Below are 21755 nucleotides of genomic sequence, written 5' to 3'. Positions count from 1 at the left end.
CCTCGAGCCGGGGTGACGCTACTTCCTCATCGTTCGAGGATGAAAGCGGGATCCCGGCTCAAAGCCGGGATGACGAAACCGCTGGCGCCGTTACCACCCCTGCGGCTTGCCCTGGTTCTGCTTGTCGAGCCACGTCTTGAGCGGGGCGAAATAGGCGATCATCGCCTTGCCCGACATCTCGCGGCTGCCGGTGAACGCCTGTAGCGCATCCGGCCACGGCTTCGACTGGCCCATCGTCAGCATCGCGTTCAGTCGCTCGCCGACCGCTTTGTTGCCATAGAAGGAGCAGCGGTGAAGCGGCCCCTTCCACCCGGCCTGCTTGCATGCGGCCTGATAGAATTGGAACTGGAGCACGCGCGCCAGGAAATAGCGCATGTAGGGCGTCGACGCCGGCACGTGATACTTCGCGCCCGGATCGAACCGCGTCTCGTCACGCGGCGCCGGCGGCACCACGCCCTGATATTTCAGCCGCATCGCGTCCCATGCCGCCTGCATGCCCGCCGGCCTGATCTCGCCCGAGAACACGCCCCAGCGCCACTTGTCGATCAATAGGCCGAACGGCAGGAACGCCACCTTGTCCATCGCTTGGCGCAGCAACAGCCCGGTATCCTTGTCGGCAGCCGGCACCTTGGCGGGATCGAGCAGGCCGATCTTCACCAGATAATCGGGCGTGATCGACAGCGCGACGGTGTCGCCGATCGCCTCGTGGAAGCCGTCGTTGGCGCCGCCCTGGAACAGGTTGGGCTGATCCTTGTAGGCGCGCTGGTAGTAATTGTGACCGAGCTCGTGGTGGATCGTGACGAAGTCGTCGCCGTTCACCTTGGTACACATCTTGATGCGGATATCGTCCTTGCTGTCGATGTCCCACGCCGAGGCATGGCAGATCACCTCGCGATCGCGCGGCTTCACGATCTGCGATCGCTGCCAGAACGTCTCGGGCAGCGGCGCAAAGCCGAGCGAGGAGTAGAAGCCCTCGCCCTGCCGCACCATCTTCACCGGATCATAGCCCTTGGCGACCAGCAGCTCGCCGACGTCATAGCCCAGGTCGCCCGACCCCGCCGGCGCGACGACGTCATAGATGTTGCCCCACTCCTGCGCCCACATGTTACCGAGCAGGTCGGCACGGATCGGCCCGGTCTTGGGCTGCACCGCATCGCCGTACTTCTCGTTGAGCTTCCAGCGGACATAGGTGTGCAGCGACTCGTAGAGCGGCTCGACCTCGGCCCAGATCTTGTCGGTCAGTGCCTCGAATTGCTCGGGCGGCATGTCGTATCCCGACCGCCACATCGCGCCGAGATCGGCATAGCCCAGCTCGCGCGCACCGGCGTTGGATATCTCCGCCATCCGCACATAGTCCTTGCGCATCGGCGCGCCGACATTGTCGTGCCAGCTCAGCCACATCTCTTTCAGCTTGACGGGATCACGCTCGGTGCCCATCGCCGCTTCGATATCCGATCCGTTGATCGGCTGGCCGTCGAGCGTGCCCTTGCCCTTGCCATAGGACGACGCCATCCGCGTGCGCAGCGTCGCCAGCTCGTCCGCGGCACCGGGCGGCGTGGTCGGTGCGGGCAGCGTCAGGCCGCCGCGCAGCAGGTCGAGCTTGCGCCTGGTCACCGCCGACAGCCCCGGCGCCTTGGCGTATTTCGCTGCCTCCAGCGCGTATCGGACGCCAAGCTGGGTCATCTCCGCACCCGACTTGGCCGCCAGCGCATCGGTATCGTCGGTGATGTTGGTCGCATTGACCCAGCTGATCCGCGCCGCATCGACGCCCTTCGCCGCCAGCGTCTTCTCGGCCTCCGCGACGAAGGCGTCGGCCTGCGCGGCGGTCGGCGTCGCGCTCTGCGCCACCGCCGGGGTTGCCGCCACCAGCGCCAGCGCGGAAATCATCGAACGATACATTCTTGTTTCTCTCTCAATCTTGCCAACCGCTTAGGCCCACTGATCCTCCCCCGCCAGGGGGAGGTGGCAGCGAAGCTGACGGAGGGGGCGGTAAGCGACATCGTCGAGGTTGCTCGCCCTCCTCCCCCTCCGTCACGCCTTCGGCGCGCCACCTCCCCCTGGCGGGGGAGGATCATGACTCGCCCAGGAAATCCGCGATCGCCCGGCCAATCTCGGGCTTGGTCACTGCGCTCATGTGATTACCCGGCACGGCGACATAGCGCCCGTTCGGCAACAGATCGGCGAGCTCGGCTGCCGGGCCGTTGTCCTCGTCGTCGACCCCCGACACCACCAGCGTCGGTTGCGAGATCGCCGCAATGTCACGCTCGTCGGTATCGACGAACGTGTCGAGCACGCGCAGCAACGCCTCGGCATCGCCGCCCGTCGTCTTCAGGAACGCCTCGGTCAGCCACTCCGGCGTCCCGCGCTCAAAACTGCCGAGGTTGGTCAGCACGCGCCGGAAATACCCGCCGCGCCCGCCGGTATCGACCAATCCCTGCAACCCCATGCCCGCGATCACCACGCGTCGCGGCATGGCACCGTTGGCCAGCATCCGCACCGTCGTCCGCCCGCCCAGCGAATAGCCGCCAAGGTCATAGTCGCTGAGCCCCAGATGTTCGATCAGCGCCAGATTGTCGCGCATCAGGCAGTCGGGCGGATAGGACGCGGCGTCGTGCGGCGTCGCGCTCTCGCCATGGCCGCGCAGGTCGGGCATGATGACGCGAAAGCCGGCATCGGCGATCGCCCGGGCATGGCCGTATTTGATCCAGTTGACCTGCGCGGTCGAGAAATAGCCGTGGATCAGCACCACCGGCCGCCCCTGCCCCATTTCGCGCCACGCGATCCGTGCGCCATCGAAACTTTCGAAAAATTCAGTCGGGTCGCTTGCCACCGGCATCCATCCATCGCTGCACGGCGCCCTCATTCTCTTGACGATGCCCGCATGGCAAGCCGCACCTGTCGTGTGAGGATTGACGGCGAAAGAAATCCTGCCGGCCGCCGCCATGTGCAACCGCCATTGCGCAACGCACACGCGTCAGTCCTTCCATTATATAAGTGTGCTTATTATATGCGCGTCCATGTCTGAAGTTGGTTTTCTGCTGAGCGACACGTCGCGCCTGCTTCGCCGGCTTTTCGATGGGCGTGCGCGTGCGATCGGGGTCACCCGAACGCAGTGGCGCGCGTTGACCGCCATTTCCCGACGCGAAGGGCTGACCCAGGGGCGCCTTGCCGAGGTGCTCGAGGTCGAGCCAATCACCTTGTGCCGCATGGTCGACCGGCTCGAAGAGGCTGGTCATGTCGAACGCCGCCGCGATCCTCACGACCGCCGTGCGTGGAATCTTTATCTCACTGAAAAGTCGCGCCCGCTGATCGACCAGCTCCGCACGATCGGCGACCAGGCGGTCGACGAGGCGCTCGACGGCATCGCCGCCGCCGACCGCGCCGCGCTGGTCGACATGCTCGCGCGCATTCGCACGAACCTCACCGATCAAGACGACAAGGACCGCGCCGCCCATGGCTGAAGCAGACCCCCAGCGCGACGTTCGCACGTCCGGCGCCGCTCCCGTCGCCGCCCCGGCCGATCTGGTCGTCGCCAAGCCCAGGCGTCGCTGGCTGCGGCCGGTGCTGCTGGTCAGCGTACCGCTGCTGATCGCCGCCATCGCCGGCTATGTCTGGCTGACCGGGGGGCGCTACGTGTCGACTGACAACGCCTATGTCCGCCAGGACATGGTGTCGGTGAGCCCCGACGTGTCCGGCCGGATCGTCGAGGTCGACGTGAAGGAGAACCAGCGGGTCAGGGCCGGCGACGTCCTGTTCCGCATCGATCCCCGCCCCTATCAGATCGCGCTCGACCAGGCCGATGCGGATCTCGCATCCGCTCGCGTGTCGGTGTCGACGATGGCGACCGATACCCAGAGCGCCGCCGCCGATATCGCCGACGCGCGCGCGGGCATCACGCTGGCGCAGGCGACCTATGACCGCCAGGCGGCGCTGATGCAGCGCGGCTTCACCACGCGGGCAGCGGTCGATGCCGCCACCCAGTCGGTCGCCGCCGCCCGCGCCAAGCTCGCGACTGCCGAGGCGTCGGCCGCGCGCGCCCGTCAGCAGCTCGGCAGCGGCGGCGGCGGTGCCCAGCCCGCCGCCATCCAGACCGCGCTCGCGAAGCGCGAAAAGGCCGCCTACGATCTCCAGCGCACCGTCGTGCGCGCGCCGCACGACGGCATCGTCAGCCAGACCGGGCGACTTCAGGTCGGCAACGTCACCCCCACCGGCGTGCCGGCCCTCAGCCTCGTCGTCAGCCAGGCCGCCTGGGTCGAGGCGAATTTCAAGGAAACCGACCTCGATCACATGGCGCCCGGCCAGCCGGCCGAGGTGAAGCTCGATGCCTATCCCGACCTCAAGATCCGCGGCCGTGTCCAGTCAATCGGCGCCGGGACCGGCAGCGAGTTTTCGGTCCTCCCCGCACAGAACGCCAACGGCAATTGGGTAAAGGTGACGCAGCGCGTACCCGTGCGCATCGCGATCGATGGCGCACCGCCGCGGACGATGATCGCCGGCCTTTCCGCCGACGTGACGATCGACACCGGCAAGCACTGATGGCGACCGCCGCCGCTTCCGCCGCGCCACGGCCCGCGGCGGCGATGGGCAAGCCGGTGCTCGAAACGCGCAACCGCGGCATCCTGACCGTCGGGGTGATGGGGGCGATGATCATGCAGATCCTCGACACCACCATCGCCAACGTCGCGCTGCCGCACATGGCGACGGCGCTCGGCGCGACGCAGGACACGGTCACCTGGGTGCTGACGAGCTATATCGTCGCCACCGCGATCGCGTTGCCAGCGACCGGCTGGCTGTCGGCTCGGTTCGGCAGCCGCAACCTCTTCCTGATCGCCGTCGCCGGCTTCATCCTCGCCTCGATGGCCTGCGGCACCGCGGTCAGCCTGACCGAAATGGTCGTCTTCCGCGTATTCCAGGGCGTGTTCGCCGCCTTCATCAATCCCCTGTCGCAAACCGCGATGCTCGACATCAACCCGCCCGAACGCGCGGCGAAGGCGATGAGCGTGTGGGGGATGGGCGTCATGGTCGGCCCGATCATGGGCCCGGTGATCGGCGGCTGGCTGACCGAAAGCTATAACTGGCGCTGGGTCTTCTACGTCAACGTGCCCGTCGGCCTGCTGACCTTCGCCATCCTCTGGTTCCTGCTGCCGTCGCGACCCAAGGACGCCAAGTCGTTCGACGTCGGCGGCTTCCTTCTCATCGGCATCGCCGTCGCCGCATTCCAGCTGATGCTCGACCGTGGGCAGGAGCGAGACTGGTTTTCGAGCTGGGAAATCGTGATCGAGGGGCTCGTCGCGCTGGCGGCGACCTGGATGACCGTGATCCACCTCGCCACCGCGAAGAAGCCGCTGTTCGACCGCCAGCTGTTCGCCAACCGCAACCTCGTCACCGGCATGTTCTTCATGGTCGTGATCGGCGTCTCGACGATGGCGCCGATGGCGCTGTTGCCACCGATGCTCCAGTCGCTGTTCGGCTATCCCGTGATCGACACGGGGATGATGATGGCGCCGCGCGGCGTCGGCGTGCTGGTGACGATGTGGTTTGCCGGCGTGATGATGAGCCGTATCGACGCGCGGATCATGATCGCGGTCGGCCTCATCGTCTTCGCCTGGTCGCTAAGGATGATGGCCGGCTACTCGCTGGAGATGGACTTCTGGCCGGTCGTCACCACCGGCTTCGTCCAGGGGCTCGGCATGGGGCTCGTCTTCATGCCGCTCAACAGCCTCGCCTTCGCGACGCTCGACGGCCGTTTCCGGCCCGACGGCGCCAGCCTGCTCAACCTGTTCCGCTCGATCGGCCAGTCGGCCGGCATCTCGATGGTGACGGTGCTGCTCGCCCGCAACATCCAGACCAGCCACGCCGACCTGTCGCAGCACGTCACCGCAACGACGATCCCCGGCCTCAACCTCGGCCAGCTCGACCAGTTCGGCGCGCTGTCCGACAGCGTCATGGCGGTCGCCGACGGCATGGTGAACAAGCAGGCGGCGATGATCGCCTATATCGACGATTTCTATCTGATGGCCTGGATCTCGGTCGCGGTGCTGCCGCTCGTCCTCCTGCTCCGCCGCCCCAAGGGCAAGGTGGAGGCGGTGCACGCGGAGTGATGCCGAGGTTAAGCCAGCACCTGCGCCAACGGCCCGTACCCGCCCTTTCGCGCCGTCTCGACGAGGCGTTTGTCGGCGCTGACCAGCACTGCCTGCTCCCGCTCGGCTAGCGCGAGATAAAGGCAGTCATACACCGGGTGGTTCAACGCGAAAGCCAGTTCGACGGCCCGAGGTAGCAGTTCTGGCGCCGGCACCTTCTCGTCCAGCATCCGTTTCAGCGATGCAACCGCGTCACGCACTACGGTTGATGGAGCCCCGTCGAGCTCCAGCTTGCGGAGACGCACCCACAGCGCATTGGCTACTTCCGACAATATGATATCCGGCGCCACCAATCTCTCAGGGCCGTCTAGGATAGCGAGCGCAAGATCGCTGCCGTCCTCAGGAACGAACCATTTGAAGGCGACGCTAGCGTCGACGATGCGCACCATCAGAACGCGTCCAAGTCACGTCCACCGTTGGTATCGCGATAGCGCCGAATAATGTTGGTGCCGTCGGGACCCGGCATATCGGCCGGCAGCCTATCGCGGATTGCCTGCGCGGCGGCACGTCGACTGGCTGATTGATCAGGCGCCGCCTGTCGCAGCGCCTCACGCAATTCCGCCTCGAGCGACCGCTGGTTGGCAGCGGCCGCCCTACGATAAGCATCGATCACCGAGTCATCTAGATTGCGGATCAGTACCTGGCCCATGGCCAGCATGATAGCGCGCTGCTATCACTTTCTCAACCCGCCTTCTGCAGGTGCCGCCGGCCCAGCAATTCCGCGATCTGCACCGCGTTCAGCGCCGCCCCCTTGCGCAGGTTGTCGCTGACGCACCACAGGGACAGGCCATTCTCCACCGTCGGATCCTCGCGCACCCGGCTGACGAACGTCGCATCCTCGCCGGCGCTCTCGATCGGGGTGACGTAGCCGCCGTCCTCATGCTTGTCGATCAGCAGCACGCCCGGCGCCTCGCGCAAGATGCGCTTGGCGTCCTCGGCGGAAATCTCGTTCTCGAACTCGATGTTGAGCGCTTCGGAATGGCCGACGAATACCGGCACGCGCACGCAGGTCGCGGTCACCTTGATCTTGGGATCGAGGATCTTCTTGGTCTCGACCACCATCTTCCATTCTTCCTTGGTCGATCCGTCGTCCAGGAAGCTATCGATGTGCGGGATCACGTTGAACGCGATCTGCTTGGTGAATTTCTTAGCCTCGGCCGGATCGCCGACGAAGATGTTGCGGCTCTGCTCGAACAGCTCGTCCATGCCGACCTTGCCCGCGCCCGACACCGACTGATAGGTCGCGACGACGACGCGCTTGATCGTCGCCGCATCGTGCAGCGGCTTCAGCGCGACGACCATCTGCGCGGTCGAGCAGTTGGGGTTGGCGATAATGTTCTTCGCCCTGTAGCCGTCGATCGCGTCGGCGTTCACCTCAGGCACGATCAGCGGCACGTCGGGGTCCATGCGATACAGCGACGAATTGTCGATCACGGTGCAGCCGGCGGCGGCGAACTTGGGCGCATAGACCTTCGTCGCCTCGCTGCCGATCGCGAACAGCGCGATGTCCCAGCCTTCGGGATCGAAATGCTCGATATTGCGCACCTTCAGCATCCGCCCGGTGTCGCCATATTCGATCTCGTCGCCCGTCGAGCGCGACGAGGCGAGCACCGCGATCTCGTCCGCCGGAAATTCGCGCTCGGCGAGGATGTTGACCATCTCGCGCCCGACGTTGCCCGTCGCGCCTGCGACCACCACCCGATAACCCATCTTCAACGTTCCAATATGCTGCGTCGCGGCGTCTCTAGCTTGCTTCCACGCAAAGACCAGCGGACATTTCTATAACTTTATTGCGCTGGCGCTCGCGTCACGAAGCGCGCGCCGTTCCATTGCGCGCGGCTCAGCAACCCCGGCGGGCCAAAGACCAGCCCGGCCGGCGTCGCCTTCAGCGTGTAGCCTGCCGGATCGGCGGTCGTCGCCACCACGATCGCCTTGCCGGGCTCCACCCCCCGGTTGATCGTCACTTGCCAGCTATCGCCCAACGCCGCGAATGCCGCCGTGTCGGGTACGCGGTCGCCGTCGAATTCGCCGACCGCCGTAATCACCGGCTCGTTCTCGCCGTTGAGGAACACGTTGTCGACCACGCCGCTGCTGTATCGCGTCGCCCAGTCGGTCAACAACCCGCGCCAGTTGACGACATCGTTGCCGCCCCAGATCGACAGCGTCAGCGCGCGGGCGCAGCCGGGTCGCGTGACGTCGAGCGGGCACGCGCCATGCAGCACTGCGAACGACGCGATCTTGCCCCTCGCGTCGACGATCACCGCCGCCATCTCGCCGCAGCTCGCCTGCCGGCATGCGCCGAACAGCCAGCCATTGGCGATCCGTCGCGGCTTTTCGGGAATGCCGCGCAACACCTCGATCGCCTGGTCAGCAACGAGCGGCAGGCCATCGCGCAGGAAATTGCCTCGGCGCTGCCCCGCGATCGAGCGGATTCCCTCGACCGCTCCCGGCGCCGCGAGCACCTCGCCCGCCGAGGCACAATCCTGCGGCGCCGTCAGCGTACAAGCGGCGGACGGCGTGGCCGCGCCGAGCATCAGTGCCAGGATCATCACTTCGCCTTGTTCTTCACCTTGCGGTCGAGGAAGTCGAGGATTGTCCCCCACAGATGCTCGCTGACGCCCGGCCCGCCGACACGATGGGTATAGCCGGGGTACAGCATCATCTCGAACGGCGTATCCGCCTTCTGCATCTCGGCCACCGCCTTCAACGTGTTGTCGAGGAAGACGTTGTCGTCCGACATGCCGTGGATCACGAGCAGCGGGTCCTTGATCTCGCTCGCCTGCGCCCATGCCGCCGACGAGGTGTAGCTCTTCGGATCCTTGCGCGGATCGCCCAGATAGCGCTCGGTATAATGCGTGTCGTACAGCTGCCAGTCGGTCACTGGCGCACCGGATACCGCCGCCGCATAGACGCCCGGCGTCTTCTCCAACATCTTGAACGACATATAGCCGCCATAGGACCAGCCATAGGTCGCGATCTTCGTCGCATCGACGAACGGCAACGTCTTCAGATAGTTGGCGCCGGCGAGCTGATCCTGGACCTCGACCGTACCCATCGCGTGATAGATGTGGTCCTCGAACGCCTTGCCGCGATTGTACGAACCGCGGTTATCGATCTGGAAGAAGATCCACCCCTGGTCGACCAGATACTGCGGCAACGCCCCCTGCCACCCGCGCGTCACCTGCTGCCCGGTGCCGGGGCCGCCGTAATGCTGGAAGAAGACGGGATATTTCTTGCCCGGCTCCAGCTTGGGCGTGATCATTTCCCAATACAGCGTCGTGCCGTCTTCGGCCTTGATCGTGCCGAACTGCGTCGGCTGGTGGCTGGCGAGATAGGGGTAATAGGGATGCCCCGCCTTCACCGCATTCTCGTTGATCCAATCCAGCCGCTTGCCGGTCGCATCGGCCAGGAACACCTGCGACGGCTGATTGGGATTGCTGCGCGACACGATCAGCCGCGTCGCTGCGGCGTCCATCGTCGCGCCATTGGTCCAGCCGCGCTCGGTCAGTCGCGTGATCTGGTTGGGGCGAGCGATGTCGACCGAATAGAGCTGCTGCTCGAGGACGTCGTCCTTGTTGCCGGTGAACCACAACCGGCCCTTCCCCTCGTCGACGCCGACAAGATTGGTGACCACCCAGGACCCCTTGGTCAGCTGCGTCCACCTACCCTTGTCGAACCGGTAAAGGTGGCCAAAGCCGTCACGCTCCGACCGCCAGATCAGGCTGCCGTCCTTCATCGGCCGATACGCGTCGGACAGGTTCAGCCAGCTCCTGGCGCCCGACTTCTCGGTGAACAGCACCGTCGCCTTGCCCGTCGCCGGATCGACGCGCAACATGTCGAGCGTCTTCTGGTCGCGGCTCTCGCGCTGCACCAGCAGCGCCGACCCGTCAGGCGTCCAGTCGACCCGCGCCAGATAGATGTCGGGGTCGCGGCCCAGATCGACCTTCACCTGCCCGCTGCCGTCGGGACGCATCACGTACAGCTCGACCAGCACGTTGGGTGTGCCCGCGGCCGGATAGCGCTGCTCGAACGTCTTGGTGCCCGACGCGCCGATCGCTGCGCGGGTGAAGACCGGCACCGGCGCCTCGTCGAACCGCTCGACCGCGATGAAGCGATCGTCGGGGCTCCACCAATAGCCCGTGCTGCGATGCATTTCCTCCTGCGCGACGAACTCCGCCTCGCCGAAGTGAACGGTGCCGCCCCCGCCGGTCGTCACCGCCCGCGCATCGCCGCCGGCCAGCGGCTGCGCATACAGATTCTGGTCGCGCACGAAGCTGACATAGCCGCCCGCGGGCGACACCACCGGGTTCAGCTCGCCGCCCGGCGTGTTCGTCAACCGCCGCGTTTTGCCGTCGAGCGTCGCCAGGAACAGGTCGCCGTCGATCGGGACCAGGATCGACTTGCCGTCCGGCGCGAAATTATAGGCGACGATGCCCTTCGAGCCGCCGATCCGCGCCCGCTCGCGCTGCATCTTCTCGGCTTCCGACAGCTCGGCGCCCGATCCGACCTTCTTCGAATCGACCAGCATCCGCTCGGCACCGCTGCGCGTGTCGCGCGCCCACAGGTCAAGCCGCTCCTTCTCGTCGGCGCGCGGGCGCAGGAACGTCAGCAGCGTGCCGTCGGGCGACAGCTTCAGCGCGCGTGGCTGCGCGCCCGACAGGTCGGGATTGCCGAAGACACGGGCCAGGGTCAGGTCACCGGGCTTCGCCACCTCGTCAGCGGCCATCACAGCGCTCCCCACCGAAGCCAGCGCCAATCCCAGCAACCATGCGCGCATCCCGTCACTCCGCGAGTCCCATGGCCGGCGGACGCCGGCCACGGCGCGGGTTATCGCGGGCCGGTCGCCTCGCGTAAAGCCGCAGGGCGTGGTTATTTCGGCATAAACCCTGTCTTTACGCGCTTCGGTTAGAGCAGTGCTTCACAACCGAGTTCGTGCCCGCCGACGCGGCACGAGTTCACGATCCGGGGTAACATGTTGGATAACGCACGGACTGGTTGGCATGCTAACGCGGGCGACACCCTCGTCCGGCTGGTCGGTGCCGATGGCTCGGCGGCGCAGCCGCAGCGGCAACGCCTGCTGGGGCTCGGCGCCAGCCAGCGCGACCTGTGCGACGCGATCCATGCGCTGTGCGCCGTCCACGGCCAGCATCCCGGCATCGCCGCCACCGCGCTCGCCCAGCGCGCCCATCCCGATGCGTGCGACTGGATCGAGCGCATCGCCGACGGCTGCACCATCGAGCGCGGCTATCTCGCCCAGCTCGCCGCCGCTGCCGGCCCCCTGCCCTCGACGCCGGGCCAGGCCGAAACCCATGCGACCCTGGTCGGGCAGCGCCACGCGATGGACATGCTCGCCCGCTCCGATCGCCGTGGCTGCTCGACCGGCGCGGTCGCTGCGCTCGTCCTCGACTGGCATGCCATCCGCGCCCTGCTCGACCATGCCGCCGCCCGCTTCGGCATCGATCCCGTCGCGCTGGCGCTTCCCTCGGTCGAGGAATGCGTGATGGTCGTCGACGATCTCGCCCAGCTGCCCGCCGTGGAGCGGGCCATGAGCTTCGGCGCCGCGCAGGTCCTCGCCCAACACCGCGGCCTCTGGCAACTCCTCGACGCCCGCGCCAGCGCCCGCGAGGCGGCCTGACGCTTGCACCGGGCGCCGCGATCCGCCATCCCGCGGACATGCAGCGCTTCGAAGGTACGCAGAGCTACGTCGCCACCGACGATCTGAAGGTCGCGGTCAACGCGGCCGTCACCCTCCGCCGCCCGCTCCTCGTCAAGGGCGAGCCGGGCACCGGCAAGACCGTGCTCGCCTACGAGATCGCGAAGGCGGTCGGCGCGCCGCTGATCGAATGGAACGTCAAGTCGACGACCAAGGCGCAGCAGGGCCTCTACGAATATGACGCCGTCGCCCGCCTGCGCGACGGCCAGCTCGGCGATCCGCGCGTCCACGACATCGGCAACTACATCCGCCGCGGCAAATTATGGGAGGCATTCACCCAGCCCAAGCCGCCGGTGCTGTTGATCGACGAGATCGACAAGGCCGACATCGAATTTCCCAACGATCTGCTACAGGAGCTCGATCGGATGGAATTCCACGTCTACGAGACGAAGGAGACGGTGCGCGCGGTCGAGCGGCCGATCGTCGTCATCACCTCCAACAACGAAAAAGAGCTGCCCGACGCCTTCCTGCGCCGCTGCTTCTTCCACTATATCAAATTCCCCGATCGCGACACGATGCAGGCGATCGTCGACGTCCACTTCCCCGGCATCCAGAAGATCCTGGTGTCGAAGGCGATGGACATCTTCTACGACGTCCGCGACGTCCCCGGCCTCAAGAAAAAGCCCTCGACCAGCGAGCTGCTCGACTGGTTGAAGCTACTCCTGCACGAGGACATGCCCCTCGAAACGCTGCAGAACCGCGATCCCACCAAGGCGATCCCGCCGCTCCACGGCGCCTTGCTCAAGAACGAGGCCGACGTGATGCTGTTCGAACGCCTCGCCTTCATGGCGAAGCGCCAGCAGAATCGGCCGTGATCGACCAGCCCGCGGCGCCCGTCGTCTCGGCTACCGAGCCCGACTGGACGCGCGAGCGACCGACGACCCGCTGGGATCCCTCGCGACGCTTCCTCGCGGCGCTTCGTGATATGCAGCGAACCACCGGCCGGCGATCGATCGGGCGTAAGCTGATCGTGCTGCGCTATCGCTTCTGGTCGATCGTGACCCAGGCCGACATCCCGCCGGAGGCGACGATCGCGGGCGGCCTCATCATGCCGCATCCGAATGGGATCGTCGTGTTTCCCGCCAGCGTCATCGGCCCCAACTGCCTGCTGATGCAGCAGGTGACGCTGGGTGTCGACGGCCGGCGCGAAGGCGCACCGCGCCTCGGCGGCCATGTCGACGTCAGCGCCGGCGCGAAGATCATCGGTCCCGTCACCATCGGCGACCACGCGCTGATCGGCGCCAACGCGGTCGTCACCAAGGATGTCGAGCCCGGCGCGATCATGGTCGGGGTCCCGGCGCGCTGCATCGGCTATCGCCGCTGACGGGCAACGCACGGCGGACGACTTGCCTGACGAATCGCCGCTCTGCTAACCTGGCGGCAACCATCCCGGCGTCAGACAGGCGAGCGATGCGATACAAGGGGATCATGGCAGCGATCGCGGCGGGTGCCCTGGCTTTGCCTGCCGGTGCGCACGCCGGCCTGCTCGACTATGTCGGCCAGTGCGTCCCCTTCGCCCGCGCGGCGTCGGGCATCCAGATCTTCGGCGATGCCTGGACCTGGTGGTCCCAGGCCGCCGGTCGCTACGTCCGCGCGCACACGCCCCGCGTCGGCTCGGTCATCGTCTTCGCCAGGACCGCGCGTTTGCCGCTCGGCCATGTCGCGGTCATCAGCCGCGTCGTCGAGAAGCGCGTCGTCATGCTCACCCATGCCAACTGGTCGCGCCAGAATGGCGAGCGCGGCCATACCGAGCAGGACGTGACGCTGTTCGACGTCTCGCCCGCCAACGACTGGAGCCAGGTGAAGGTCTGGTATCTCGGCGTAGAGGGTCTCGGTGGCAGCGTCTATCCGGTCGAGGGCTTCATCTATCCCGGCGCCGCCAAGGCCGCGCCCGGCCTGTCGGGCAAGAACCCGGACGATATTGCCGCGCTGATCGACGCCTACGCGCGCTGACCCCGCTTCCCCCGTCCGCGACGACGGCCTAGGCTGGCCGCCATGTTCCTCGCTTTCCTCGACGAGTTGCGCGCCGCCGGCATCCCCGCAAGCCTGAAGGAGCATCTCGTCCTCCTCCGCGCGCTCGACGAGGAGGTGATCGATCGCACGCCCGAGCAATTCTACTATCTCGCCCGCGCGACCTATGTGAAGGACGAGGGCCTACTCGATCGCTTCGACCAGGTCTTCGCCAAGGTATTCCGCGGCATCGCGATCAGCTTCGCCGAAAATCGCGTCGAACTCCCCGCCGACTGGCTGCGCGCCATCGCCGAGAAGCACCTCACACCGGAAGAGATGGCCGCGATCGAGTCGCTCGGTTCCTGGGACGAAATTATGGCTGCGCTCGAACAGCGCCTCGCCGAGCAGGAGGGTCGCCACCAGGGTGGCAACAAGTGGATCGGCACCGGCGGCACCAGCCCGTTTGGCAACGGCGGCTACAACCCCGAAGGCGTCCGCATCGGCGGCGAGTCGCGCCACGGCAAGGCGATCAAGGTCTGGGACCAGCGCGCCTTCAGGAACCTCGATTCGACGCGCGAGCTCGGCACCCGCAACATCAAGGTCGCGCTACGCCGCCTGCGCCGCTTCGCGCGCGAGGGCGCGGCCGACGAACTCGACATCGACGGCACGATCGACGGCACCGCCCGCCAGGGCTGGCTCGACGTCCGCTTCCGCGCCGAGCGCCGCAACGCGGTCAAGCTGTTGCTATTCCTCGACGTCGGCGGGTCGATGGATCCGTGGGTGACGTTGTGCGAGGAGATGTTTTCCGCCGCGACGGCCGAGTTCAAGAACCTCGAATTCTTCTACTTTCACAACTGCCCGTACGAGGGGCTGTGGAAAGACAACCGCCGCCGCTTCACCGAACGGACGCCGACCTGGGATGTCCTCCACAAGTTCGGCCACGACTATAAGTTGGTCATCGTCGGCGACGCGTCGATGAGCCCCTATGAGATCACCCACGCCGGCGGCTCGGTGGAGCATATGAACGAGGAAGCGGGCGCGGTCTGGCTTCAGCGGCTGACGACCACCTACCCCGCCGCCGCCTGGCTCAATCCCATCCCCGAGGCGCAATGGGGCTATTCGCAGTCGATCGCGATCATGCGCCGGTTGATGAACGACCGCATGTACCCGCTGACGCTGACTGGTCTCGACGACGCGATGCGCGAGCTGACGCGCAAGCGCTGAGATGGCCGACGAAGCGGCATTCGCCTCGTCCGATAGCCTCCAGACATGAAAAAGCCGCCGGTGATCGCTCACCGGCGGCTCCTTCATCAGGTCCGAAGATTAGGCAGCGACGACGCGGCCAGCAACCTTCGAGCGACGGCGAGCGGCGAAGCCGACTGCGCCGAAGCCGAGAACCATCATCGCCCAGGTCGCCGGCTCGGGAACCGCTGCGATGTTGTCGACCTCGAACGAGTTCTGGTTACCGTTTTGGAACGTGACGCTGGTGAACTGCTCACCAGCCGTACCGAACACGCGGAACAGACCGTTGGTCTGCGACGAGGTCTGGTTGCCGTTTGCGACGGTGTTGTTGAAGTCGGTCGAGCCCGGGACGAAGGTCTTCGAGCCGCCGACGTAGTTCACGACCAGCGTGTTGTACGTGTCGATCGAACCCCAGTCGAACTGGAAGGCCGAAACCGGGCTCGCGAAGGTGTAGGTCGCGCTGTTGTTGGCGAGAACCGACAGATACGGCGTGCCCGCGGGATTCGAGCTGGCGGGCGGCGCGCCATTCGAGTTCGCCGGCGGCGTCAGGATCGAGAAGGTGCCCGACATGCCGGTGCAGCTCGTGCTGGTGCACGAGTTGAAGGTCTGCAGCAGCGTGCCGTTGCTCGACGTCGACGCACCGGCAGGAGTGTAGGTGCCGAGGACGGTCGCGCTCGCCGGCGCAGCAGCGGCGATGGCGGCGACTGCCACGATCGCGAGAGAAAGCTTCTTCATGATGAGTATGCCCCGTTATTTGGCTGTGAAACAGCCTGAGTTTGGTGTCCGTGAGGTCTCCGCTTGATGCGAATTGCCCCTCTCGTTGCGACCGCCCCTTCATACCACCGTTAACGACTTAGTAACGCTCTTTTTTCGATCATGGTATCGCAGCTTAAGCGTTGCTGAATGGACCGAAATCAGCGGATTGCCGCGAGTTTCGCGTTTTCCGCCTGTTGCACTGCAGCAACACGAATGACCCAAAATGGGTCAGCCTGTGAGAAACGGCAGGTTGAAGACAGGAAAGCTTCCCCCGCCGATCGGCTTAGCACCCGTCAAGCGGCCGGATTGATCTTGCCTGCGGTCATCGGTTTCGGCGCGCCGGTGGTGCCGGGAAAGCTGATCGGCTCACCTCCAAGCGCGCGCACCGCCATATAGGCCCAGCCCTCGGCCTCGGTCGCATCGCCGTTCCAGCCGAGCGACTCGCCCGCTTCCGGCGAAAGCCCGGTGCGATCGCCGATCATCGCCAACATCACCGGATTGAGCCGCCCGCCGCCGACCACGATCAGCCGCCGCGGTCGCTCGGGCAGTTGCCGCAGCGCCAGGGCAGCCGACTCGGCGGTGAATGCGGTCAACGTCGCCGCGCCGTCCGCCGGCGACAGGCCACGCGCGGGCTGGACGGTAAAGTCGCTGCGATCGAGCGACTTGGGCGCCGGCGAGTCGAAATAGGGATGATCGAGCATCGCGGTCAGCACCGCTTCGTCGACCCGCCCGCCGGCCGCCAGCGCGCCGTCGGCGTCGAACCTGGCTCCGGTCGTCGCCTCGACCCACGAATCGACCAGCCCGTTCGCCGGCCCGGTATCGAACGCGATCAGCGCGCCGTCGCTGCCGACGAAGGTGATGTTGCCGACCCCGCCCAGGTTCAGCACCGCCACCGGCTTCTCCAGCCCGGCCGTCAGCGCGCGGTGATATACCGGCAGCAGCGGCGCCCCCTGTCCGCCCGCCGCGACATCGGCGCTCCGCAGGTCGCTGACCGTGGTGATGCCCGTCGCCTGCGCCAGCACCGCGCCGTCACCGATCTGCCAGGTCCAGCCGCGGTCGGGGCGATGCGCCACCGTCTGCCCGTGATAGCCGATCACCCCGACGTCGGCCGCATCCACACCTGCCTCGCGCAGCAGCTTGTGGACCGCGAAGACATGCGCCCGGTCGAGCAACTCGGTCGCCGCGACGATCTCGGGGCTCGGCCGCGGCTTGTCATAGGTGAGCGCCGTCACCGTCGCCGCCGCCAGCTGCGCGCGCGCCGCATCGGAATAGGGCTCGCCGCGAAACGCCAGCGGCTTCACATAGGCGTCGCCATCGGTCTCGATCAGCGCCGCATCGATCCCGTCGAGCGATGTCCCCGACATCAGCCCGATCGCCAGCATCCGTTCTCCAGCCATGCCGCTTCCATCCCAGCAATGCGGGCGGCTGGCAAATCGGGCCGGCTCGCATTATGTGCGGGCCGTCCCATGGCAACCCAACTCCCCTCTCCGCCGCGTGTCGGCATGGTGTCGCTCGGCTGTCCCAAGAACCTGGTCGACAGCGAACGGATCCTCACCCAGCTGCGCGCCGACGGCTATCAGATGTCGCCCGACTATGCCGGCGCCGACGTCGTGCTCGTCAACACCTGCGGTTTCCTCGACAGCGCCAAGGAGGAAAGCCTGGAGGCGATCGGCGAGGCGATTGCAGAGAATGGCCGCGTCATCGTGACCGGCTGCATGGGCAAGGAAGCCGAGGCGATCCGCGCCCGCTTCCCCGATGTGCTCGCGATCACCGGCGCGCACGAATATGAGCAGGTCGTCGAGGCGGTCCACGCCGCCGCGCCCGCGAACCTGTCGCCCTATCTCGATCTCATCCCCGATGCCGGGCTGAAGCTGACGCCGCGCCACTACAGCTATCTGAAGATCTCGGAAGGCTGCAACCACCGTTGCTCCTTCTGCATCATCCCGTCCTTACGTGGCGATCTGGTCAGCCGCCGCCCCGACGCGATCCTGCGCGAGGCGGAGAAGCTGGTCGCCGCCGGCACGCGCGAGCTGCTGGTCATCAGCCAGGACACCTCCGCCTACGGCCTTGATATCCGCAAGGAACTGCGCGCCTGGAAGGGACGAGAGGTCGTGCCCCACATGACCGATCTTGCCCGCGAACTCGGCCAGATCGCGCCTTGGGTACGGCTACATTATGTCTACCCCTATCCCCACGTCGACCAGGTCATCCCGCTGATGGCGGAGGGGCTGGTGCTCCCCTATCTCGACATACCGTTCCAGCATGCCGCGCCGTCGGTGTTGCGCCGCATGAAGCGCCCCGGCAACGACGCCCGCGTGCTCGAGCGTATCCATCAGTGGCGCAGCATCTGCCCCGACATCGCGATCCGATCGACCTTCGTCGTCGGCTTTCCCGGCGAAACCGAGGAGGATTTCCAGTACCTCCTCGACTGGCTCGACGAGGCGCAGCTCGACCGCGTCGGCGCCTTCCGCTTCGAACCCGTCGAGGGCGCCAGCGCCAACGTGCTGCCCGACCATGTCCCCGACGCGCTCAAGGAAGAACGCTACGCGCGGATCATGGAAAAGACGGCGGCGATCTCCGCCGCTAAGCTCCAGGCCAAGGTCGGCCGCACCCTCGACGTCATCGTCGATGCCGTCGACGAGGAAGGCGGCGCCACCGCCCGCTCCAAGGCCGACGCACCCGAAATCGACGGCGAGGTCTTCCTGCGCGATGCCGGCCACCTGGCCGTCGGCGACATCGCCCCGGTGGTGATCGAAGACGCCGACGAGCACGACCTCTACGGCGTGCCCGTCCACTGAATCTTTCAACTCATCCCCCCGTCATGCTGAATTCGTTTCAGCATCTCAGGCCACGAGCGGGCTCCCCCGCCTGAGATCCTGAATCAAGTTCAGGATGACGGCTTCACATGCTGCAGGGCCGTCAGACCCGCCGTCCGCTGAAAAGTTGTACCAGCCCGACGATCAACGCGACGACCAGCAGGATGTGGATCAGGCCCGCGCCGACGTGCAGCGTGAAGCCAAGCGCCCATAGGATCAGCAGGATAACGACGATGGTCCACAGCATGACGGTCCTCCTCGTAACAGAACATTGCTCGGCTGTAACAAACTTGGTCCGCCAGCGTTCGTTCCCCCGGTTGCACTAGGTCAATGCTTCTGCTTGAACCGCCGGCGATGAAGCCAATCCTCTTCGCGGCGGCGCTCCTCGCGCCCGCCTCGCTCGCCGCCCAGTCGCTCACCCCACAGGAAACGGCCCAGATCGACACCGTCGTCGCCGATGCGCTGAAGGCGTCGGGCACGCCTTCCGCCTCGGTCGCGGTGGTGCGCGGCGGCCGGACCGTGTTCGCCAAGGCCTATGGCAAGCAATCCGAGCGCGGCGGCACCGCCGATGCGAAGGCGCCCTATCAGATCGCCTCGATCTCCAAGCAGTTCACCGCTACCGCGCTGCAACTGCTCGAAGACGACGGCAAGCTCAGCCTCGACGATAAGGTCGGCCAATATCTCCCCGGCATTACCGGCGGTGACCGCATCACGCTGCGCCAGCTGCTCGCCCACACCTCGGGCCTGCAGGACTATTGGCCGCAGGACTATAGCTTCAAGGCGATGGCGACCCCCACCACGCCGCAGAACATCGTCGATCGCTGGGCGAAGAAGCCGCTCGATTTCGAGCCCGGCACCCAGTGGCAATATTCCAACACCGGCTATGTCGTCGCCGGCCTGATCGTCGAGAAGGTCGCTGGCATGCCGCTGCTCGCCTTCCTCCAGCAGCGCGTCTTCAAGCCACTCGACATCCGCGCGCTCGACCAGGATCTCGCGGTCGGCCCCGGCTTTCCCCAGGGCTATGGCCGCTACGCGCTCGGCCCCGTCCGCGTCGAGAAGCCCGCGGCGCGCGGCTGGCTCTACGCCGCCGGCGAGCTGTCGATGAGTGCCGAGGATCTCGCCAAATGGGACGTCGCGCGGATCGACCGTGCGCTGCTGCCCACCGACGACTGGCAGGCGCAGGAAACGCCGGTGAAGCTCGTCGACGGCACCACCAACGGCTATGGCCTCGGCGTGCAGACCGGCACGCGCGACGGCCGCCGCTATGTCGAGCATAGCGGCGAGGCGGTCGGCTTCCTCTCCGAAAACATCGTCTTCCCCGACCAGAAAGCCGCCGTTGTCGTCCTGACCAACAGCTGGTTCGGCGACGCCACCGGCCGCATCACCGACGGCATCGTCAAGGCGGTGCTACCCGCCGCCCCCGCCAGCGCCGCCGACACCGCCGCGCTCACCCGCGCCCGCGCCGTCTACGACCAGCTGCGCACCGGCACGCTCGACCGCAGCCGCCTGACCGACAACGCCAATTATTACTTCACGCCGGCGGCACAGGCGGATTACCGTTCCAGCCTGTCGGCGCTTGGCGAGCCCACCGGCTTCACCCAACGCGGCACGATGAGATTGCGCGGCGGCTTCGTCCTGCGCAGCTATCGCATCACCTATCCCGATCGCACCCTGTCGCTCAGCACCTTTAGCGAGCCGGGCGAGAACGGCCGCTTCGAGCAGTTCCTGGTGGCGCCCGTCCAATGACCGACTTCGCCACCCTGCTCCAGCCCGATCGCGGCCAGCCCGCGCATCTCATCCACGTCGTCCATCCAGATCGCTGGGCGGATTGGCTCGCGCACCAGCCCCAGCGTATCCGCACCACCGTCGCCGCGCACCGCCTGACCGGCAAGCCCGGCGACCGTGCCGTCCTGCCAGGCGAATCCCCAGACGACTGGTCGATGCTGCTCGTCTGCAACGAAGCGGTGACATCTCCCTGGCGGATCGCGTCACTCGGCGCTGGGTTGCCCGAGGGTCACTATCGCCTCGCCGAGGGCCCGGTCGGGGCCGCCGGGCTCGGCTGGCTGCTCGCCCAGCACCGCTTCACCCGCTACGCCGCGGGCGGCGACGTCGGCCCGCGCGTGCTGCTGACCGACGATCCTGCCCATATCGACGAGACCGTTCGCCTCGCCAAGGCGACCGCCTGGGTCCGCGACCTCGTCAACACCGGTGCCGGCGACCTCGGCCCCGAACAGCTCGAGGCGGAGGCCGACGCACTCGCCAAGCGCCACGGCGCAACCCTTACCGTCACTCGCGGCGACGCGCTGGCGACGGGCTATCCGATGATCCACGCGGTCGGCCAGGCCGCTGCGCGCGACCGCCAGCCGCGGCTGATCGAGGTGGAATGGGGTAATCCCTCGCACCCGCGCATCGCGTTGGTCGGCAAGGGCGTGTGCTTCGACACCGGCGGCCTCGATATCAAGCCCTCGGCGGGCATGCGGCTGATGAAGAAGGACATGGGCGGCGCTGCGCATGTGCTCGCGCTCGCCGGCCTCGTCATGGAGGCGCGTCTGCCGGTCCGCCTCCACCTCCTCATTCCCGCGGTCGAGAACAGCATCGCGGGCAACGCCTTCCGTCCCGGCGACGTGCTCAGGACCCGCAAGGGCTTGACCGTCGAGAACACCAATACCGACGCCGAAGGCCGCCTGATCCTCGGCGATGCGCTGACCAAGGCGGGCGAGGACCAGCCCGAGCTGATCCTCGACTTCGCGACGCTTACCGGCGCCGCCCGAGTCGCGCTCGGCCCCGACCTGCCGCCGTTGTTCACCGACGACGACGCCCTCGCCGCCGATCTGCTAGGCGCTGGCGAGCAGCTCCACGATCCGATGTGGCGGCTGCCGCTCTGGAATGCGTACGACGAGCTGCTGAAGTCCGACATCGCCGACATGGTCAACGCGCCCGAGGGCGGCTTCGCTGGCGCGATCACCGCCGCGCTCTTCCTCCGCCGCTTCGTGCCGAAGGACACCGCCTGGGCGCACCTCGACGTCTTCGCCTGGCGGCCCACCGCCAAGGCGGGCCGGCCGAAGGGCGGCGACGCCTACGCTCTACGTGCCGCCTTCGCCGTCCTCCAGAAGCGCTACGCCCGACCATAGCGGGCTC

21 protein-coding genes are annotated in these 21755 nt (G+C 66.8%); 11 read left to right on the top strand and 10 right to left on the bottom strand.

Annotated features, from left to right (window positions below; genetic code table 11):
• Positions 1-90: 90 nt before the first annotated feature.
• Together GGQ80_RS06970 and GGQ80_RS06965 are read right to left on the bottom strand one after the other, a co-directional pair.
• Positions 91-1899: a M2 family metallopeptidase gene (locus tag GGQ80_RS06970; RefSeq protein ID WP_183983174.1), complete on the bottom strand. Its 1809-nt coding sequence runs from the start codon at positions 1897-1899 to the stop codon at positions 91-93.
• Between the two features lie 172 nt (positions 1900-2071).
• On the bottom strand, positions 2072-2830 hold the full coding sequence (locus GGQ80_RS06965; protein WP_343050913.1) for an alpha/beta fold hydrolase: 759 nt from the start codon (positions 2828-2830) through the stop codon (positions 2072-2074).
• Between the two features lie 79 nt (positions 2831-2909).
• Between GGQ80_RS06965 and GGQ80_RS06960 the strand changes: the two genes are divergently transcribed.
• The 3 genes from GGQ80_RS06960 to GGQ80_RS06950 are packed head-to-tail and all read left to right on the top strand — an operon-like array spanning position 2910 to position 6101.
• Positions 2910-3461 (top strand): MarR family winged helix-turn-helix transcriptional regulator, encoded by a 552-nt coding sequence (locus tag GGQ80_RS06960; RefSeq protein ID WP_343050912.1) that lies wholly within the window; start codon positions 2910-2912, stop codon positions 3459-3461.
• Entirely contained in the window at positions 3454-4536 is a 1083-nt protein-coding gene (locus tag GGQ80_RS06955) for an HlyD family secretion protein (protein ID WP_183983172.1), read from the top strand. The genes GGQ80_RS06960 and GGQ80_RS06955 overlap by 8 nt, the downstream gene beginning before the upstream one ends.
• Positions 4536-6101, top strand: coding sequence for a DHA2 family efflux MFS transporter permease subunit (locus GGQ80_RS06950; RefSeq protein ID WP_183983171.1), 1566 nt, complete (start codon positions 4536-4538; stop codon positions 6099-6101). The genes GGQ80_RS06955 and GGQ80_RS06950 overlap by 1 nt, the downstream gene beginning before the upstream one ends.
• An 8-nt stretch (positions 6102-6109) precedes the next feature.
• Here the strand turns inward: GGQ80_RS06950 and GGQ80_RS06945 are convergent, their stop codons facing one another.
• The 5 genes from GGQ80_RS06945 to GGQ80_RS06925 form a co-directional block, all read right to left on the bottom strand.
• On the bottom strand, positions 6110-6529 hold the full coding sequence (locus GGQ80_RS06945; protein WP_183983170.1) for a type II toxin-antitoxin system VapC family toxin: 420 nt from the start codon (positions 6527-6529) through the stop codon (positions 6110-6112).
• Entirely contained in the window at positions 6529-6789 is a 261-nt protein-coding gene (locus GGQ80_RS06940) for a FitA-like ribbon-helix-helix domain-containing protein (protein ID WP_221364266.1), read from the bottom strand. Before GGQ80_RS06940 ends, GGQ80_RS06945 begins: the two co-directional genes overlap by 1 nt.
• 32 nt (positions 6790-6821) lie before the next feature.
• Positions 6822-7850 (bottom strand): aspartate-semialdehyde dehydrogenase, encoded by a 1029-nt coding sequence (locus GGQ80_RS06935; RefSeq protein ID WP_183983169.1) that lies wholly within the window; start codon positions 7848-7850, stop codon positions 6822-6824.
• A gap of 77 nt (positions 7851-7927) precedes the next feature.
• Entirely contained in the window at positions 7928-8689 is a 762-nt protein-coding gene (locus GGQ80_RS06930; protein WP_183983168.1) for a hypothetical protein, read from the bottom strand.
• On the bottom strand, positions 8689-10917 hold the full coding sequence (locus GGQ80_RS06925) for a S9 family peptidase (RefSeq protein WP_183983167.1): 2229 nt from the start codon (positions 10915-10917) through the stop codon (positions 8689-8691). Before GGQ80_RS06925 ends, GGQ80_RS06930 begins: the two co-directional genes overlap by 1 nt.
• A gap of 195 nt (positions 10918-11112) precedes the next feature.
• Here GGQ80_RS06925 and GGQ80_RS06920 point away from each other — a divergent pair, with 195 nt between their 5' ends.
• From GGQ80_RS06920 to GGQ80_RS06900, 5 genes are all read left to right on the top strand, one after another.
• Positions 11113-11775: a DUF6975 family protein gene (locus tag GGQ80_RS06920; protein WP_183983166.1), complete on the top strand. Its 663-nt coding sequence runs from the start codon at positions 11113-11115 to the stop codon at positions 11773-11775.
• 38 nt (positions 11776-11813) lie between these two features.
• Positions 11814-12668 (top strand): AAA family ATPase, encoded by an 855-nt coding sequence (locus tag GGQ80_RS06915; RefSeq protein ID WP_183983165.1) that lies wholly within the window; start codon positions 11814-11816, stop codon positions 12666-12668.
• The gene (locus GGQ80_RS06910) at positions 12665-13177 is read left to right on the top strand and encodes a serine O-acetyltransferase (RefSeq protein ID WP_221364229.1); all 513 of its coding nucleotides are present in this window, start codon (positions 12665-12667) and stop codon (positions 13175-13177) included. Before GGQ80_RS06915 ends, GGQ80_RS06910 begins: the two co-directional genes overlap by 4 nt.
• Positions 13178-13263: 86 nt before the next feature.
• Positions 13264-13806 carry a CHAP domain-containing protein gene (locus GGQ80_RS06905; RefSeq protein WP_246346923.1) on the top strand — a complete coding sequence of 181 codons (543 nt, stop codon included), beginning with the start codon at positions 13264-13266 and terminating at the stop codon, positions 13804-13806.
• A gap of 42 nt (positions 13807-13848) precedes the next feature.
• Positions 13849-15027, top strand: coding sequence for a vWA domain-containing protein (locus tag GGQ80_RS06900; RefSeq protein ID WP_183983163.1), 1179 nt, complete (start codon positions 13849-13851; stop codon positions 15025-15027).
• Positions 15028-15126: 99 nt separating this feature from the next.
• On the opposite strand, the gene GGQ80_RS06895 is transcribed toward GGQ80_RS06900, so the two are convergent.
• Positions 15127-15780: an Npun_F0296 family exosortase-dependent surface protein gene (locus GGQ80_RS06895; RefSeq protein ID WP_183983162.1), complete on the bottom strand. Its 654-nt coding sequence runs from the start codon at positions 15778-15780 to the stop codon at positions 15127-15129.
• A gap of 314 nt (positions 15781-16094) precedes the next feature.
• Positions 16095-17183: an anhydro-N-acetylmuramic acid kinase gene (locus tag GGQ80_RS06890; RefSeq protein WP_183983374.1), complete on the bottom strand. Its 1089-nt coding sequence runs from the start codon at positions 17181-17183 to the stop codon at positions 16095-16097.
• An 84-nt stretch (positions 17184-17267) separates the two neighbouring features.
• Between GGQ80_RS06890 and rimO the strand changes: the two genes are divergently transcribed.
• Positions 17268-18599: a 30S ribosomal protein S12 methylthiotransferase RimO gene (gene rimO / locus GGQ80_RS06885; protein WP_183983161.1), complete on the top strand. Its 1332-nt coding sequence runs from the start codon at positions 17268-17270 to the stop codon at positions 18597-18599.
• A 121-nt stretch (positions 18600-18720) separates the two neighbouring features.
• Here rimO and GGQ80_RS06880 read toward each other — a convergent pair whose 3' ends face one another.
• Positions 18721-18864 carry a lmo0937 family membrane protein gene (locus GGQ80_RS06880; RefSeq protein ID WP_183983160.1) on the bottom strand — a complete coding sequence of 48 codons (144 nt, stop codon included), beginning with the start codon at positions 18862-18864 and terminating at the stop codon, positions 18721-18723.
• Positions 18865-18971: 107 nt separating this feature from the next.
• Between GGQ80_RS06880 and GGQ80_RS06875 the strand changes: the two genes are divergently transcribed.
• Together GGQ80_RS06875 and GGQ80_RS06870 are read left to right on the top strand one after the other, a co-directional pair.
• Positions 18972-20363, top strand: a complete 1392-nt coding sequence (locus tag GGQ80_RS06875; protein ID WP_183983159.1) for a serine hydrolase domain-containing protein — start codon at positions 18972-18974, stop codon at positions 20361-20363.
• The gene (locus GGQ80_RS06870) at positions 20360-21748 is read left to right on the top strand and encodes a leucyl aminopeptidase family protein (protein ID WP_183983158.1); all 1389 of its coding nucleotides are present in this window, start codon (positions 20360-20362) and stop codon (positions 21746-21748) included. Before GGQ80_RS06875 ends, GGQ80_RS06870 begins: the two co-directional genes overlap by 4 nt.
• Positions 21749-21755 lie beyond the last annotated feature (7 nt).

The sequence above is a fragment of the Sphingomonas jinjuensis genome (assembly GCF_014197105.1).
Classification (GTDB): Bacteria; Pseudomonadota; Alphaproteobacteria; order Sphingomonadales; family Sphingomonadaceae; genus Sphingomonas; species Sphingomonas jinjuensis.
The sequence above is the reverse complement of the archived record's forward strand: the minus strand, read 5'-3'. Positions and strand labels throughout refer to the sequence as shown.